Below are 15,466 nucleotides of genomic sequence, written 5' to 3'. Positions count from 1 at the left end.
ATGCCGAGCAGAACCGCCGGGACGCGGAAGGCCCCCGCCGTACGCGGCGGCGGCCGCGCCCCCGCGGCGCCGAGGACCCGGCGCGCGGGGGGAGTGCGAGGGCTCTACGAACGGGCCCGCCGGGCCTGGGACCGGCCGCTCACCGCGTACTACGTGATCGTCGGCGCCGGGCTGCTCATCACCGCGCTCGGCCTGGTGATGGTCTACTCCGCCTCGATGATCACGGCGCTCCGCTACGACCTGGTGCCCTCGTACTTCTTCCGCAAGCAGTTCTTCGCGGCGCTGCTGGGTGCCGGGCTGCTCTTCGCGGCCTCCCGGATGCCGGTGAAGCTGCACCGGGCGCTCGCCTACCCGATCCTGGTCGCGGCGATCTTCCTGATGGTGCTCGTGCAGGTGCCCGGGATAGGGGTCTCGGTCGGCGGCAACCAGAACTGGATCTCCCTGGGCGGACCCTTCATGCTCCAGCCCAGCGAGTTCGGCAAGCTGGCGCTGATCCTGTGGGGGGCCGATCTGCTGGCCCGCAAACAGGACATGAAGCTGCTGACCCAGTGGAAGCACATGCTCGTGCCGCTGGTACCCGGAACGTTTCTGCTGCTCGGGCTCATCATGCTGGGCGGTGACATGGGCACGGCGATCATCCTCACCGCGATCCTGTTCGGCCTGCTGTGGACCGCCGGCGCGCCCACGCGGCTCTTCGTCGGCGTGCTCGGCGTCGCCGCCGTGATCGGCGTCCTGCTGATCAAGACCAGCCCGCACCGGATGGAGCGGCTCGGCTGCATCGGCGCGAGCGACCCCGGCGGCGCGGGCGACCCGTGCTGGCAGGCCGCACACGGAATCTACGCGCTGGCCTCCGGCGGATGGTTCGGTTCCGGACTCGGGGCAAGTGTGGAAAAATGGGGTCAACTCCCCGAAGCCCACACCGACTTCATCTTCGCCGTCACCGGGGAGGAACTGGGTCTGGCGGGGACGCTGTCGGTGCTGGCCCTGTTCGCGGCTCTAGGCTATGCGGGTATCCGCGTGGCCGGAGGTACGGAGGACCCCTTCGTCAGGTTTGCCGCGGGAGGCGTGACCACCTGGATCACGGCGCAGGCCGTGATCAACATCGGTGCGGTGCTCGGTCTGCTGCCGATCGCCGGAGTCCCGCTCCCGCTGTTCTCCTACGGAGGGTCGGCCCTGCTGCCGACCATGTTCGCCGTCGGGCTGCTGATCGCCTTCGCGCGACAGGAACCCGCCGCGAAAGCGGCCCTGGCCATGCGCCGCCCCGGCTGGGGCAAGCGGGCCGGGGGGAGATGGAAGTCGATGCGACGGCGCGTCAAGAAGCGTCCGTCCGGAGAGCGGTGAATTTCGGTGCATGTCGTACTCGCCGGCGGAGGTACTGCCGGTCACATCGAGCCCGCGCTCGCCCTCGCGGACGCCCTGCGCAGGCAGGATCCCTCCGTGGGGATCACGGCGCTGGGCACGGAGAAGGGCCTGGAGACCCGGCTGGTCCCCGAGCGGGGCTACGAGCTGGCGCTCATCCCGGCCGTACCGTTGCCCCGCAAGCCCACCCCCGAGCTGATCACCGTCCCAGGACGGCTGCGCGGCACCATCAAGGCCGCCGAGCAGGTCCTGGAGCGCACCAAGGCGGACTGCGTGGTCGGCTTCGGCGGCTATGTCGCGCTGCCGGGCTACCTCGCCGCCAAGCGGCTCGGCGTGCCGATCGTGGTCCACGAGGCCAACGCCCGGCCCGGCCTGGCCAACAAGATCGGCTCGCGGTACGCGGCCGGGGTCGCCGTCGCGACCCCGGACTCCAAGCTCCGCAACGCCCGTTACATCGGCATCCCGCTGCGGCACACCATCGCCACCCTCGACCGCGCCCGCATGCGCCCCGAGGCGCGCGCCGCCTTCGGCCTCGACCCGAACCTGCCGACCCTGCTGGTCTCCGGCGGCTCCCAGGGCGCGCGCCGGCTCAACGAGGTGGTCCAGCAGATCGCCCCGGTGCTCCAGCGCTCCGGCATCCAGATCCTGCACGCGGTCGGCCCGAAGAACGAACTGCCGCGTGTCGACAACATGCCCGGAATGCCGCCGTACGTGCCGGTACCGTACGTGGACCGGATGGATCTCGCGTACGCCGCCGCCGACATGATGCTCTGCCGCGCGGGCGCGATGACCGTCGCCGAGCTCTCCGCCGTCGGACTCCCGGCCGCCTACGTCCCGCTGCCCATCGGCAACGGCGAACAGCGGCTCAACGCCCAGCCGGTGGTCAAGGCCGGCGGTGGACTCCTCGTCGACGACGCGGAACTGTCGCCGCAGTGGGTGCAGGGCAACGTCCTGCCCGTACTGGCCGATCCGCACCGGCTGTACGAGATGTCCCGCGCCGCCGCCGAGTTCGGCCGCCGGGACGCCGACGACCTGCTCGTCGGCATGGTGTACGAGGCGATCGCCGCCCGCCGTCAGGCGTAGCGGCGCCGACGGGCAGGAGACGCCACTGTGGCAGCCGGACCGGCGACCCAGCAGAAGAGCGGAACGAGCAGGTCCAGGAACTCGCCGCAGCGGCCGTCCCCGCCGGGCACCCGGAACCTCCGGGTGCCCGGCCCGCGTACGCTCCTGATCGCTTGTGCCGCCCTCGCCCTCGTGGTCGGCGGCAGCTGGGCGCTCTACGGCTCCAGCTGGTTCCGGGTCGAGAAGGTCAGCACCTCCGGAACCGCGGTGCTCACCCCGGCCGAGGTCGAGCGTGTCGCGGCCGTACCGGTCGGCGCGCCGCTCGTCTCCGTCGACACCGACGCCATCGAGGCCCGGTTGCGCGCGGAGCTGCCGCGGATCGCGAGCGTGGACGTCGTCCGTTCCTGGCCGCACGGAATCGGTCTGAAAGTGACGGAACGTCGGCCCGTCCTGGTCATCGAAAAGGGCGGAAAGTTCGACGAAGTGGACTCCGGTGCCGTCCGGTTCGCCACCGTGCCCACCCCGCCCCAGGGGGTGCCGCGGCTGGTCCTCGACGTCGCCGCGTCCCCGAGCCTGCGCCGCTTCGACGCGGACCGGCTGCTGCGGGTGGCGGTAGGCGTGACGGGCGAACTCCCGGAGAAAATCGCCCAGGACGTCCGTGTCGTCCGGATCACGTCGTTCGACTCCATCACTCTGGAGCTCGGCAGGGGGCGCAGCGTCTTCTGGGGCAGCGGCGAGGACGGGCCCGTGAAGGCCCGCGTTCTCACCGCCCTCATGAAGGCGACTCCCAAAGCGGGGCACTTCGATGTAAGTGCCCCCACGGCGCCCGCTTCGTCGGGAAGTTGACGCCCATCGGCCCTGGCCAGCACCCTGGTTGGCCAGCGCTACGGGTGATCACATAGGGTGAAAAGAAAAACGGGAGGTTCGGCGTGTTCGTTGAACGTGCGCCACTTGTCGACTTAGTGTCCTGTTCGGAAGAGTCCAGCGAACAGAGACACTGGTAACCCTAAACTTCAACGTTAGGGTTTGGGTCGGCGTTCGGACCGTCCCAATCGGCATCCGTCGTCGCGGCGCGCTTACCACCGCGAAGCGGCGACACGTAACTCGAGGCGAGAGGCCTTCGACGTGGCAGCACCGCAGAACTACCTCGCAGTCATCAAGGTCATCGGTGTCGGCGGCGGTGGTGTCAATGCCATCAACCGAATGATCGAGGTCGGTCTCAAGGGCGTCGAGTTCATCGCCATCAACACCGACGCACAGGCGCTGTTGATGAGCGACGCCGACGTCAAGCTCGACGTCGGCCGTGAACTCACCCGTGGCCTCGGGGCCGGGGCGAACCCGGCCGTCGGTCGCAAGGCGGCAGAGGACCACCGTGAGGAGATCGAGGAGGTCCTCAAGGGGGCCGACATGGTCTTCGTCACCGCCGGCGAGGGCGGTGGCACCGGCACCGGTGGCGCGCCCGTCGTCGCCAACATCGCGCGCTCGCTCGGCGCCCTCACGATCGGTGTGGTCACCCGGCCGTTCACCTTCGAGGGCCGCCGTCGCGCCAACCAGGCGGAGGACGGCATCGCCGAGCTCCGCGAAGAGGTCGACACCCTCATCGTCATCCCCAACGACCGACTGCTCTCGATCTCGGACCGCCAGGTCTCCGTGCTCGACGCCTTCAAGTCGGCCGACCAGGTGCTCCTCAGCGGCGTCCAGGGCATCACCGACCTCATCACCACCCCCGGTCTGATCAACCTCGACTTCGCCGACGTCAAGTCGGTCATGTCCGAGGCCGGTTCGGCCCTCATGGGCATCGGCTCCGCCCGCGGCGACGACCGCGCGGTGGCCGCCGCCGAGATGGCGATCTCCTCGCCGCTCCTGGAGGCGTCCATCGACGGCGCCCGCGGCGTGCTGCTGTCCATCTCCGGCGGCAGCGACCTCGGTCTCTTCGAGATCAACGAGGCAGCCCAGCTGGTGAGCGAGGCCGCCCACCCCGAGGCCAACATCATCTTCGGCGCCGTCATCGACGACGCCCTCGGCGACGAGGTGCGGGTCACCGTCATCGCGGCCGGCTTCGACGGCGGCCAGCCGCCGGCCCGGCGCGACAACATCATCGGCTCGGTCTCCGCCAAGCGCGAGGAGCCCGCGCCGGCCCCCCGCGTCACCGAGACCCCCCGCCCGCTGGGCGGACTCGGCACGGTGAGCCCGCGCGAGGAGCCCGTCGCCCCCGCCGAGCCCGCGCCGGCCGTCAGCGAGAGCGCGCTGCCGCCCGTCGCCCCGCCGGTGGTCCCGCCGGCCCGCCCGTACCCGGACACCCAGGCCGAAGAGCTGGATGTCCCGGACTTCTTGAAGTGATAGGGCAGCGTTTCGACACGAGCGGCGCGCACTTCGCCTTCACCGACCGGTGGGGCGGAGTGAGCGCCGTTCCGTACGAGGAGCTCAACCTCGGCGGCGCGGTGGGGGACGACCCCGAGGCCGTACGGACCAACCGGGGGCGCGCCGCAAAGACGCTCGGGCTCGACCCGGCGCGGGTGGTCTGGATGAACCAGGTGCACGGCGCCGACGTCGTCGAGGTCGAGGGCCCGTGGGAGACCGGGGCGATCCCGTCCGTCGACGCCGTCGTGACCGCCCGCCGGGGCCTCGCCCTCGCGGTGCTCACCGCGGACTGCGTCCCGGTCCTGCTCGCGGATCCCGTCGCCGGGGTCGTCGGAGCCGCCCATGCCGGGCGGCCGGGCATGGTGGCCGGGGTGGTCCCCGCCGCGGTCGAGGCGATGCGGAAGCTCGGCGCCGATCCGGCCCGGACGGTCGCCCGCACCGGCCCCTCCGTCTGCGGGCGCTGCTACGAGGTGCCGGAGGCGATGCGCGCCGAGGTGGCCGCGGTCGAACCGGCCGCGTACGCCGAGACCTCGTGGGGCACCCCCGCCGTCGACGTCGCCGCCGGAGTGCGCGCCCAGTTGGAGCGGCTCGGGGTCCGGGACGTCGAGGACGCCGGGGTCTGCACCCTGGAGTCCCGCGACCACTATTCGTACCGCCGCGATCGCACCACAGGGCGACTCGCGGGATATGTCTGGTTGATCTGAGAAGAGATATGACGGACCGCAAGTCGGAACTCGCCGCGAACCTCGCCCGGGTGGAGGAGCGCATCGTCGCCGCGTGCGCCGCCGCCGGGCGGAAGCGGGAGGACGTGACCCTCGTCGTGGTCACCAAGACCTACCCCGCGAGCGATGTGCGACTCCTGCACGAACTCGGCGTGCGGCACGTGGCGGAGAACCGGGACCAGGACGCGGCCCCCAAGGCCGCCGCGTGCGCGGATCTCGATCTGAGCTGGCACTTCGTGGGCCAGTTGCAGACCAACAAGGTCCGATCCGTGGTGGCTTATGCCGATGTGGTGCAGTCCGTCGACCGTTTGAAGCTCGTTTCCTCTCTCTCCGCGGCCGCGGAGAGAGAGGGGCGCGAGCTCGGCTGCCTGATCCAGGTCGCCCTCGACGCCGAGTCCGGCCACCGGGGCGAGCGCGGCGGGGTGGCCCCGGACGGGATCGAGGAGTTGGCGGCGGCGGTGGACGCCGCACCCGGACTGCGGCTCGACGGACTCATGACCGTCGCACCGCTGGCCGGTCCGTACGCGGGCCGGCAACAGGCGGCCTTCGAGCGCCTGATGGATTTGTCGACTGCCCTGCGCGCGACCCGTCCGGCTGCGAACATGGTGTCAGCAGGGATGAGCGCGGACCTCGAGGAGGCCGTCGCGGCCGGAGCGACACACGTGCGCATCGGTACGGCGGTGCTCGGAGTCCGCCCGAAGCTCGGGTAACGTCGCGAAGCAAGTCGGACCACAGCAGAAAATATGGTCATTCCGCCGAGGGGCGGACGGACCCGTGGATCGCGGGCACTTGGTGACACTGCGACATTCGGTAAGGGCGATCCACCACAGAGCGGAGGATGCAGAGAATGGCCGGCGCGATGCGCAAGATGGCGGTCTACCTCGGCCTCGTGGAGGACGATGGCTACGACGGCCGGGGATTCGATCCCGACGACGACTTCGAACCCGAGCTGGAGCCGGAGCCGGAGCGTGACCGGCGCCACCACCAGCCCCCGCGCCAGGTGGAGCGGGAGGAACCGGTGCGTGTCGTGAGCCCGCCCGCACCCCGTGAGCCCGTGTCCCATTCTGTCCCGGTACTCGCCGAGAGTGGACGTCCGGCCCGAATTGCCCCCGTGGCATCCATCACACCCGAACGTCCCAGCTTGGAGAAGAACGCACCCGTGATCATGCCCAAGGTCGTGTCCGAGCGGGAGCCGTACCGCATCACCACGCTGCACCCGCGGACCTACAACGAGGCCCGTACCATCGGGGAACACTTCCGTGAGGGCACCCCGGTGATCATGAACCTCACGGAGATGGACGACACCGATGCAAAGCGACTTGTCGACTTTGCCGCCGGACTCGTCTTCGGGCTCCATGGCAGCATTGAGCGCGTGACGCAGAAGGTGTTCCTGTTGTCGCCTGCTAACGTCGATGTCACGGCGGAGGACAAGGCCCGCATCGCAGAGGGCGGATTCTTCAACCAGAGCTGAGAACACGAGACCGAGAACGGCCCGGCCGCAGAGGGCGGCCGGACAAGTGAGAGCTAGAGAGCCAGGGGAGAGGGAAGCGCGGGATGGGCGTCGCACTGCAGGTGGTCTACATCGCGCTGATGTGCTTCCTCGTCCTTCTGATCTTCCGGCTGGTCATGGACTACGTCTTCCAGTTCGCCCGTTCATGGCAACCCGGTAAGGCGATGGTGGTCGTACTGGAGGCCACCTACACTGTCACCGATCCACCGCTCAAGCTTCTGCGGCGGCTCATCCCGCCGCTGCGTCTCGGGGGCGTGGCACTCGACCTGTCCTTCTTCGTTCTGATGATCATCGTTTACATCCTGATCTCCATCGTGAGCGGCTTCGCGAGGTGACGATGGAGGTGAATGTGGACGATACGGTCTTGCCGACTGCCGACGACTACGTAGAGGTGAAGAAGAGATGCCGCTGACCCCCGAGGACGTGCGGAACAAGCAGTTCACGACCGTCCGCCTTCGAGAAGGCTATGACGAGGACGAGGTCGATGCCTTCCTCGACGAGGTCGAAGCCGAACTGACCCGACTGCTCCGCGAGAACGAGGACCTGCGCGCCAAGCTGGCCGCCGCGACCCGTGCCGCCGCGCAGAACCAGCAGCAGGGCATGCGCAAGCCGCCGGAGCCTCAGGATCGTCCCGTCGGTCCCGGTGCTCCCGTGCCCGCCGCCATATCCGGACCGCCGGCCCAGCAGCAGCCCCCGCAGATGGGCCCGCCGCAGCTGCCGTCCGGTGCTCCCGCGCTGCCCGCCGGCCCGATGCAGGGCGGCCCGATGCAGGGCGGCCCCATGGGTCCCGGCCCGATGCAGGGCGGCCCGATGGGTCCCGGCCCGATGCAGGGCGGCCCCATGGGTCACCCGCAGCAGCAGATGCAGCCGATGCAGCCGGCCCAGGGCCCCGGCGGCGACAGCGCCGCGCGTGTCCTCTCGCTGGCCCAGCAGACCGCCGACCAGGCGATCGCGGAGGCCCGTTCCGAGGCCAACAAGATCGTCGGCGAGGCGCGCTCGCGCGCCGAGGGCCTGGAGCGGGACGCCCGCGCCAAGGCCGACGCCCTGGAGCGGGACGCGCAGGAGAAGCACCGCGTCGCGATGGGCTCCCTGGAGTCCGCCCGTGCCACCCTCGAGCGCAAGGTCGAGGACCTGCGGGGCTTCGAGCGTGAGTACCGGACCCGCCTGAAGTCGTACCTGGAGTCCCAGCTGCGTCAGCTGGAGACCCAGGCCGACGACTCGCTGGCCCCGCCGCGCACCCCGGCGACCGCGTCCCTGCCGCCGTCCCCGTCGATGGCCCCGGCCGGCGCGAGCGCCCCGTCCTTCGGCGGCAACGGCCCGATGGGCGGCGCCCCGTCCTACGGTGGCCAGCAGCAGATGTCCCCGGCGATGACCCAGCCCATGGCTCCGGTCCGCCCGCAGGCTCCCCAGCCGATGCAGCAGGCTCCCGCGCCGATGCGCGGCTTCCTGATCGACGAGGACGACAACTGAGGCCGGCGGATCAACGCGTGTTGAACGCGTAGCCGTCGTCGGCAGTCCTGAAGGGCCGACCCCCCGAACCGGGGGGTCGGCCCTTCGGCGTTCGTGAGGGTGCGGGGCGCCTGCGGCGGCCCCCACCCCGCCCGTTCCCGCACCCGGGCTCCCTCCCAGAGCCCTCGCGGGCGTCGCAGCGCCCCGGAGGGGCTGCGGGGTGGGCCCCTGCGATGATCGTCCGGCGGTACGCGGAAGGGCCCGGCTCCTGGGAACAGGAGCCGGGCCCTTCCGTGTGACCGCTACGCCTTGCGGAGGCGGAAGGTGAGGGCGAGGCCCTCGTCCTCGAAGGGGGAGCCGTACGTGTCGTCGGCGTCACCCTCCGCGTAGTCCGTGGACAGGACCTCGTCCGCGATCAGGGCCGCGTGGGCCGTCAGGGCCTCCGTCGTCTCCGGGGACGCGGAGGTCCAGCGGAGGGCGATCCGGTCCGCGACGTCCAGGCCGCTGTTCTTGCGGGCCTCCTGGATCAGGCGGATCGCGTCACGGGCCAGGCCCGCCTTGCGGAGCTCCGGGGTGATCTCCAGGTCGAGGGCGACCGTCGCACCCGAGTCCGAGGCGACCGACCAGCCCTCGCGCGGGGTCTCCGTGATGATGACCTCCTCCGGGGTGAGGGTCACCTGCTCGCCGTTGACCTCGATGCTCGCCTCGCCGCCGCGGAGGGCGAGCGACAGGGCCGCCGCGTCCGCCGCCGCCACGGCCTTCGCCACGTCCTGGACGCCCTTGCCGAAGCGCTTGCCCAGGGCCCGGAAGTTGGCCTTGGCCGTGGTGTCGACCAGGCTGCCGCCCACCTCCGAGAGGGAGGCGACGGTCGAGACGTTCAGCTCTTCGGTGATCTGGGCCTGGAGCTCCTCGGACAGGTCCGCGAAGCCCGTCGCCGCCACCAGCGCCCGCGAGAGCGGCTGGCGGGTCTTCACGCCCGACTCCGCGCGCGTGGCGCGGCCCAGCTCGACCAGGCGGCGCACCAGCACCATCCGCTCGGAGAGGGACGGGTCGATCAGGGCCGGGTCCGGCTCCGGCCAGGTCGACAGGTGGACCGACTCGGGGGCGTCCGGGGTCACCGGGGCCACCAGGTCCTGCCACACCCGCTCCGTGATGAACGGGGTCAGCGGGGCCATCAGGCGCGTGACCGTCTCCACGACCTCGTGGAGCGTGCGCAGGGCCGCCTTGTCGCCCTGCCAGAACCGGCGGCGGGAGCGGCGCACGTACCAGTTCGACAGGTCGTCGACGAAGGCCGACAGGAGCTTGCCGGTGCGCTGGGTGTCGTACGACTCCATCGCCTCGGTGGCCTCGGCCACCAGCGTGTTCAGCTCCGACAGCAGCCAGCGGTCCAGGACCGGGCGGTCCGCCGGTGCCGGGTCGGCCGCCGACGGGGACCACCCCGACGTCCGGGCGTACAGGGCCTGGAAGGCGACCGTGTTCCAGTAGGTCAGGAGGGTTTTGCGGACGACCTCCTGGATCGTGCCGTGGCCCACCCGGCGGGCCGCCCACGGCGAGCCGCCGGCCGCCATGAACCAGCGGACCGCGTCGGCGCCGTGCTGGTCCATCAGCGGGATCGGCTGCAGGATGTTGCCCAGGTGCTTGGACATCTTGCGGCCGTCCTCGGCGAGGATGTGCCCCAGGCAGACCACGTTCTCGTACGACGACTTGTCGAAGACCAGGGTGCCGACCGCCATCAGCGTGTAGAACCAGCCGCGGGTCTGGTCGATGGCCTCGCTGATGAACTGCGCCGGGTAACGGGACTCGAACAGCTCCTTGTTCTGGTACGGGTAGCCGTACTGCGCGAACGGCATCGAGCCCGAGTCGTACCAGGCGTCGATGACCTCCGGCACGCGCGTCGCGGTCTTCCCGCAGCCCTCCGCCGGGCAGGCGAAGGTCACGTCGTCGATGTAGGGGCGGTGCGGGTCGAGGTCCGACTGGTCGGTGCCCGTGAGCTCGGACAGCTCCGCGCGCGAGCCCGCGCACGTCAGGTGGTCGTCCTCGCAGCGCCAGATCGGCAGCGGGGTGCCCCAGTAGCGGTTGCGGGAGAGCGCCCAGTCGATGTTGTTGTTCAGCCAGTCGCCGAAGCGCCCGTGCTTGACCGAGTCCGGGAACCAGTTCGTGTTCTCGTTCTCTTCGAGCAGCCGGTCCTTGACCGCGGTCGTGCGGATGTACCAGGACGGCTGCGCGTAGTACAGCAGCGCCGTGTGGCAGCGCCAGCAGTGCGGGTAGCTGTGCTCGTACGCGATGTGCTTGAACAGCCGGCCGCGCGCGTCCAGGTCGGCCGTCAGCGCCTCGTCGGCCTTCTTGAAGAAGACGCCGCCGACCAGCGGCACGTCCTCCTCGAAGGTGCCGTCCGGGCGGACCGGGTTCACCACCGGCAGGCCGTAGGAGCGGCAGACCTTGAGGTCGTCCTCACCGAAGGCGGGGGACTGGTGGACCAGACCCGTACCGTCCTCGGTCGTCACGTACTCCGCGTTGACCACGTAGTGGGCCGGGGCCGGGAACTCGATCAGCTCGAACGGGCGCTCGTACGTCCAGCGCTCCATGTCCTTGCCGGTGAAGGACTCACCGGTGGTCACCCAGCCCTCGCCGAGCGCCTTCTCCAGCAGCGGCTCGGCGACGACCAGCTTCTCGTCGCCGTCCGTCGCGACCACGTACGTCACCTCGGGGTGCGCGGCGACGGCCGTGTTGGACACCAGGGTCCACGGGGTCGTCGTCCAGACGAGGAGCGCCGCCTTGCCGGCGAGCGGGCCGGAGGTCAGCGGGAAGCGCACGTAGACCGAGGGGTCGACGACCGTCTCGTAGCCCTGCGCGAGCTCGTGGTCCGAGAGGCCGGTGCCGCAGCGCGGGCACCAGGGGGCGACACGGTGGTCCTGGACGAGCAGGCCCTTGTCGAAGATCTGCTTGAGCGACCACCAGACCGACTCGATGTACGAGGGGTCCATGGTGCGGTAGGCGTCGTCGAGGTCGACCCAGTAGCCCATCCGGGTGGTCAGCTCGGCGAAGGCGTCGGTGTGGCGGGTCACGGACTCGCGGCACTTGGCGTTGAACTCGGCGATGCCGTACGCCTCGATGTCCTTCTTGCCGGAGAAGCCGAGCTCCTTCTCGACGGCGAGCTCGACCGGCAGGCCGTGGCAGTCCCAGCCGGCCTTGCGGGCGACGTGGTAGCCGCGCATGGTGCGGAAGCGGGGGAAGACGTCCTTGAAGACGCGGGCCTCGATGTGGTGGGCGCCGGGCATGCCGTTGGCGGTCGGCGGGCCCTCGTAGAAGACCCATTCCGGGCGTCCCTCGGACTGCTCCAGGGTCTTGGCGAAGACCTTGTTCTCGCGCCAGAAATCGAGCACGGCGTGCTCGAGCGCGGGCAGGTCTACCTGGGCGGGTACCTGGCGGTACTGCGAAGACATCGATCTTCCTCCGGCGGATGTTCCTCGTTCCGTCCGGAGGGACGAGAGCACGGCTCCCGCGGTACCACCCTCCTTGGCCCCGGGCGCGGACGCCCTGAGCCCCCTCATTGGGGTCGCGACGCCGGTTCTAGTCGCCACGGTCGACCGCGGCTTTCTTCCGGCAGCTCCGGGGTGATGCTTCACATCGGGCTCGCCCCCGGGCTCTCACCGTCCCCGGGTCGCTCATGGCTGCGTACGACGCTACTCGTCCCCATCCAAGCCTTTCGCTGTGCCCAGTGTAAGGGCCCGCCGTGACGTCGGCCGACCGATTTCCGGTGACCCGAATGGCCACACGGGTCCGCGCGGACTTCGGCTGCGGCCAAGTGGGGGAGGGGCGGCGCGGATAACCGGCCGGTGAGCTGGGCACAACCGAGTCAGGTCCGCCCCGCAGGGCGCCGGGGTGGACGGAACGGGCGGCGTGCCCCGTTGCCGCGGGCCCTGGGCCGATTTATCGTCCCAGCACGATTCGCGAGCAAGATCACAAAATGTGAAGGGGCCGCGACATGGTGGCGAAGAAGACCGCCGCGAAGAAGACGACGGCCACGAAGACGACGGCCGCGAGGGCACCGGCCGCCAAGAAGTCCGCGCCCGCGAAGAAGTCGGCGACCACGAAGGCGCCGGCGAAGAAGACGGCGGCCACGAAGGCCCCCGCCGAGAAGGCGGCCACGAAGAAGGCGGCGGCGAAGAAGGTGGCGACGAAGAGCACGGCCGCCGGGAAGACGGCGGTGGTCGACGCGACGGCCCCCGTGGCGGCGCAGGCGGCCCCGGTGGCGAAGACGACGGCCGAGGCGTCCGGGAAGGCCCCCGTGAAGAGGAACGCCAAGGCCACGCAGCCCGAGAAGACGGCGAAGACGGCGAAGACGGCGACCGAGAAGAAGACAGGAGCCAGGACGGTGGCAGCGAAGAAGACCGCGGGTGGCGTCACGACGGCCGAGGACGACGCCGCGGTGCCCCAGGCCCGCGCAGGCGAGCTCGCCGTGCGCCCCGGCGAGGACCCGTGGACCCCCGAGGAGGTCGCCGAGGCCCGCAGCGAGCTCCAGTCGGAGGTGCTGCGGCTGCGCAGCGAGCTGGTGCACTCCCAGGAGGAGCTGACCGGCCTGATGCGTGACTCCGGCGACGGTGCCGGCGACGACCAGGCCGACACCGGCACCAAGAACATCACGCGCGAGCACGAGCTGGCCCTGGCGGCGAACGCCCGCGAGATGCTGGAGCAGACCGAGCACGCCCTGGAGCGGCTCGACGCCGGCACGTACGGCCTGTGCGAGGTCTGCGGGAAGCCCATCGGCAAGGCCAGGATGCAGGCCTTCCCGCGGGCCACGCTCTGTGTGGAGGACAAGCAGAAGCAGGAGCGCCGGGGCTGACGGCGCCGTACGGGTGTGCCGTACCCTCGGGGCACAGGCAGGCACCTAGGTTGAGGGACTCACGTGGCAGAGGCGGAGCGCGTCATCGGTACGCCGGATTCAGCAGGGGCCGACGAGGCAGGGGCCGACGAGACGGTCGTTCCCGAGGAGCGGCCCAGGGGCAGGCGGAAGATCGTCGCGCTGTTCGTGGTCGCCGTGCTCGCCTACCTGCTCGACCTCGGCAGCAAGATGATCGTGGTGGAGAAGCTGGAGGGCCACGAGCCGATCAAGGTGATCGGCGACCTGCTGCGCTTCGAGGCCATCCGCAACCCGGGCGCCGCCTTCGGCATGGGCGAGGCCTTCACGATCATCTTCACCGTGATCGCGGCCGTGGTCATCGCGGTGATCATCCGCCTGGCGCGCAAGCTCTACAGCCTCCCGTGGGCCATCGCCCTCGGCCTGCTGCTCGGCGGCGCGCTGGGCAATCTGACCGACCGGATCTTCCGCTCGCCGGGCGTCTTCGAGGGCGCGGTGGTCGACTTCATCGCGCCCGCGCACTTCGCCGTCTTCAACCTGGCGGACTCGGCGATCGTCTGCGGCGGCATCCTGATCGTCCTCCTGTCCTTCCGCGGCCTGGACCCGGACGGAACCGTGCACAAGGACTGAAACCCTTGCTGCGGCCGCCCGCGAGGATCCGGCGAGGACCGCGGGCGCCTCGCGGCAAGGCATACTCGTACGGGTGAGCACGAGTCCCGAGATCCGCACGCTGCCCGTTCCCGACGGCCTGGAGGGCGAGCGCGTCGACGCCGCCATCTCGCGCATGTTCGGGTTCTCCCGTACGAAGGCGGCCGAGCTGGCCGCCGCAGGCAAGGTCCTGGTCGACGGTTCCGTCGTCGGCAAGTCCGAGCGGGTCAGCGGCGGCGCGTGGCTCGAGGTCGAGATGCCCGGCGCGCCCGCCCCGGTGCAGGTCGTGGCCGAGCCCGTGGAGGGCATGGAGATCGTCCACGACGACGACGACATCGTCGTGATCATGAAGCCGATCGGGGTGGCCGCCCATCCCAGCCCCGGCTGGACCGGCACCACCGTCATCGGCGGCCTCGCCGCCGCCGGCTACCGGATCTCCACCTCCGGCGCCGCCGAGCGCCAGGGCATCGTGCACCGCCTCGACGTCGGCACCTCCGGCCTCATGGTGGTCGCGAAGTCGGAGTACGCGTACACCTCGCTGAAGCGCCAGTTCAAGGAGCGCACGGTCGACAAGCGCTACCACGCCCTGGTGCAGGGCCACCCGGACCCGCTCAGCGGCACCATCGACGCACCCATCGGCCGGCACCCGAACCACGACTACAAGTGGGCCGTGACCGCCGAGGGCAAGCCGTCGGTGACGCACTACGACCTGATCGAGGCCTACCGGGCCGCCTCGCTGCTCGACATCAAGCTGGAGACCGGCCGCACCCACCAGATCCGGGTGCACATGTCGGCCCACCGCCACCCCTGCGTCGGCGACCTCACCTACGGCGCCGACCCGACCATGGCCAAGCGCCTCGGCCTCACCCGGCAGTGGCTGCACGCCGTCCGCCTCGGCTTCGAGCACCCCGGGGACGGGCAGTGGGTCGAGTTCGCGAGCACCTACCCGGCGGACCTGCAGACCGCCCTGGACCGGATCGCCTCGGAGAGCCGGTGACCGCCGCCTACTCCGTGCGGGAGGCCGTGGGCCACGACGACCGGGACGCCTGCTTCGAGGTGCGGCGCGAGGTCTTCGTCGGCGAGCAGGGAGTGCCGCGCGAGCTGGAGTACGACGCGTACGACGAGACCGCCGTGCACGTGCTCGCGGTCCGCGCCGACGGGGTCCCGCTGGGCACCGGGCGGCTCCTGCACGGGGCGGACGCGACCGGCAAGACCGGCGCCGACGCCTCGGTGGGCTCCCTCGGGCGGCTCGCGGTGACGAAGGCCGCCCGCGGTCTCGGGGTCGGCGCGGCGCTCGTGCGGGCCATCGAGGACGCGGCCCGCGACCGCGGGCTCGCCGCGGTCGACCTGCACGCCCAGACCCACGCCCTGGGCTTCTACGAGCGTCTCGGGTACGTCGCGTACGGCCCCGAGTTCCCGGACGCGGGGATGCCGCACCGGGCCATGCGCCGCACGCTGTAGCAGCGTCCAGCGAGGGCAATCGCCGCCAAAAGGGAC

Annotated in this window: 15 protein-coding genes; 13 read left to right on the top strand and 2 right to left on the bottom strand. The window is 70.9% G+C overall.

The window, feature by feature from the left end; all coding sequences use genetic code 11:
- From ftsW to AB0M16_RS26725, 9 genes are all read left to right on the top strand, one after another.
- A complete protein-coding gene (ftsW, locus tag AB0M16_RS26765; protein WP_365347192.1) occupies nucleotides 1-1,341 on the top strand; it encodes a putative lipid II flippase FtsW in 1,341 nt (446 codons plus the stop codon).
- Between the two features lie 6 nt (nucleotides 1,342-1,347).
- On the top strand, nucleotides 1,348-2,442 hold the full coding sequence (gene murG, locus AB0M16_RS26760) for an undecaprenyldiphospho-muramoylpentapeptide beta-N-acetylglucosaminyltransferase (RefSeq protein WP_365347190.1): 1,095 nt from the start codon (nucleotides 1,348-1,350) through the stop codon (nucleotides 2,440-2,442).
- Between the two features lie 27 nt (nucleotides 2,443-2,469).
- On the top strand, nucleotides 2,470-3,267 hold the full coding sequence (locus tag AB0M16_RS26755; protein WP_365347188.1) for an FtsQ-type POTRA domain-containing protein: 798 nt from the start codon (nucleotides 2,470-2,472) through the stop codon (nucleotides 3,265-3,267).
- A gap of 279 nt (nucleotides 3,268-3,546) precedes the next feature.
- Entirely contained in the window at nucleotides 3,547-4,761 is a 1,215-nt protein-coding gene (gene ftsZ / locus AB0M16_RS26750) for a cell division protein FtsZ (RefSeq protein ID WP_365347186.1), read from the top strand.
- A complete protein-coding gene (gene pgeF / locus AB0M16_RS26745; protein ID WP_365347184.1) occupies nucleotides 4,758-5,486 on the top strand; it encodes a peptidoglycan editing factor PgeF in 729 nt (242 codons plus the stop codon). The genes ftsZ and pgeF overlap by 4 nt, the downstream gene beginning before the upstream one ends.
- 8 nt (nucleotides 5,487-5,494) lie before the next feature.
- Nucleotides 5,495-6,214, top strand: coding sequence for a YggS family pyridoxal phosphate-dependent enzyme (locus AB0M16_RS26740; protein WP_365347182.1), 720 nt, complete (start codon nucleotides 5,495-5,497; stop codon nucleotides 6,212-6,214).
- Nucleotides 6,215-6,351: 137 nt separating this feature from the next.
- Entirely contained in the window at nucleotides 6,352-6,975 is a 624-nt protein-coding gene (gene sepF, locus AB0M16_RS26735) for a cell division protein SepF (protein ID WP_365347180.1), read from the top strand.
- 83 nt (nucleotides 6,976-7,058) lie between these two features.
- Nucleotides 7,059-7,349 (top strand): YggT family protein, encoded by a 291-nt coding sequence (locus AB0M16_RS26730; protein ID WP_046907005.1) that lies wholly within the window; start codon nucleotides 7,059-7,061, stop codon nucleotides 7,347-7,349.
- Between the two features lie 67 nt (nucleotides 7,350-7,416).
- Nucleotides 7,417-8,484 carry a DivIVA domain-containing protein gene (locus AB0M16_RS26725; RefSeq protein ID WP_365347177.1) on the top strand — a complete coding sequence of 356 codons (1,068 nt, stop codon included), beginning with the start codon at nucleotides 7,417-7,419 and terminating at the stop codon, nucleotides 8,482-8,484.
- Nucleotides 8,485-8,765: 281 nt separating this feature from the next.
- Here the strand turns inward: AB0M16_RS26725 and ileS are convergent, their stop codons facing one another.
- Both ileS and AB0M16_RS26715 read right to left on the bottom strand, forming a co-directional pair.
- Nucleotides 8,766-11,906, bottom strand: coding sequence for an isoleucine--tRNA ligase (gene ileS / locus AB0M16_RS26720; RefSeq protein WP_365347175.1), 3,141 nt, complete (start codon nucleotides 11,904-11,906; stop codon nucleotides 8,766-8,768).
- 517 nt (nucleotides 11,907-12,423) lie between these two features.
- Entirely contained in the window at nucleotides 12,424-12,870 is a 447-nt protein-coding gene (locus tag AB0M16_RS26715) for a hypothetical protein (RefSeq protein WP_365347173.1), read from the bottom strand.
- Here AB0M16_RS26715 and AB0M16_RS26710 point away from each other — a divergent pair.
- From AB0M16_RS26710 to AB0M16_RS26695, 4 genes are all read left to right on the top strand, one after another.
- Entirely contained in the window at nucleotides 12,839-13,306 is a 468-nt protein-coding gene (locus AB0M16_RS26710; protein WP_365347171.1) for a TraR/DksA C4-type zinc finger protein, read from the top strand. The two genes, AB0M16_RS26715 and AB0M16_RS26710, sit on opposite strands and share 32 nt — an antisense overlap.
- Nucleotides 13,307-13,369: 63 nt before the next feature.
- Entirely contained in the window at nucleotides 13,370-13,951 is a 582-nt protein-coding gene (lspA, locus tag AB0M16_RS26705; RefSeq protein WP_365347169.1) for a signal peptidase II, read from the top strand.
- Between the two features lie 73 nt (nucleotides 13,952-14,024).
- Nucleotides 14,025-14,966: an RluA family pseudouridine synthase gene (locus tag AB0M16_RS26700; protein WP_365347167.1), complete on the top strand. Its 942-nt coding sequence runs from the start codon at nucleotides 14,025-14,027 to the stop codon at nucleotides 14,964-14,966.
- The gene (locus tag AB0M16_RS26695) at nucleotides 14,963-15,430 is read left to right on the top strand and encodes a GNAT family N-acetyltransferase (protein WP_365347165.1); all 468 of its coding nucleotides are present in this window, start codon (nucleotides 14,963-14,965) and stop codon (nucleotides 15,428-15,430) included. Before AB0M16_RS26700 ends, AB0M16_RS26695 begins: the two co-directional genes overlap by 4 nt.
- Nucleotides 15,431-15,466: the final 36 nt, after the last annotated feature.

Origin of the sequence: Streptomyces sp. NPDC051921 (assembly GCF_040680975.1) — a bacterium.
Taxonomy (GTDB): domain Bacteria; phylum Actinomycetota; class Actinomycetes; order Streptomycetales; family Streptomycetaceae; genus Streptomyces.
Note: the sequence above shows the minus strand (reverse complement) of the source record. Positions and strands in the feature narration are given on the sequence as shown.

Excerpts from the sequence above, each read along its gene's own strand:
- ftsW (WP_365347192.1), top strand. The coding sequence starts at position 1 with ATGCCGAGCAGAACCGCCGGGACGCGGAAGGCCCCCGCCGTACGCGGC.
- AB0M16_RS26740 (WP_365347182.1), top strand. The coding sequence starts at position 5,495 with ATGACGGACCGCAAGTCGGAACTCGCCGCGAACCTCGCCCGGGTGGAG.
- sepF (WP_365347180.1), top strand. The coding sequence starts at position 6,352 with ATGGCCGGCGCGATGCGCAAGATGGCGGTCTACCTCGGCCTCGTGGAG.
- AB0M16_RS26730 (WP_046907005.1), top strand. The coding sequence starts at position 7,059 with ATGGGCGTCGCACTGCAGGTGGTCTACATCGCGCTGATGTGCTTCCTC.
- AB0M16_RS26725 (WP_365347177.1), top strand. The coding sequence starts at position 7,417 with ATGCCGCTGACCCCCGAGGACGTGCGGAACAAGCAGTTCACGACCGTC.
- ileS (WP_365347175.1), bottom strand. The coding sequence starts at position 11,906 with ATGTCTTCGCAGTACCGCCAGGTACCCGCCCAGGTAGACCTGCCCGCG.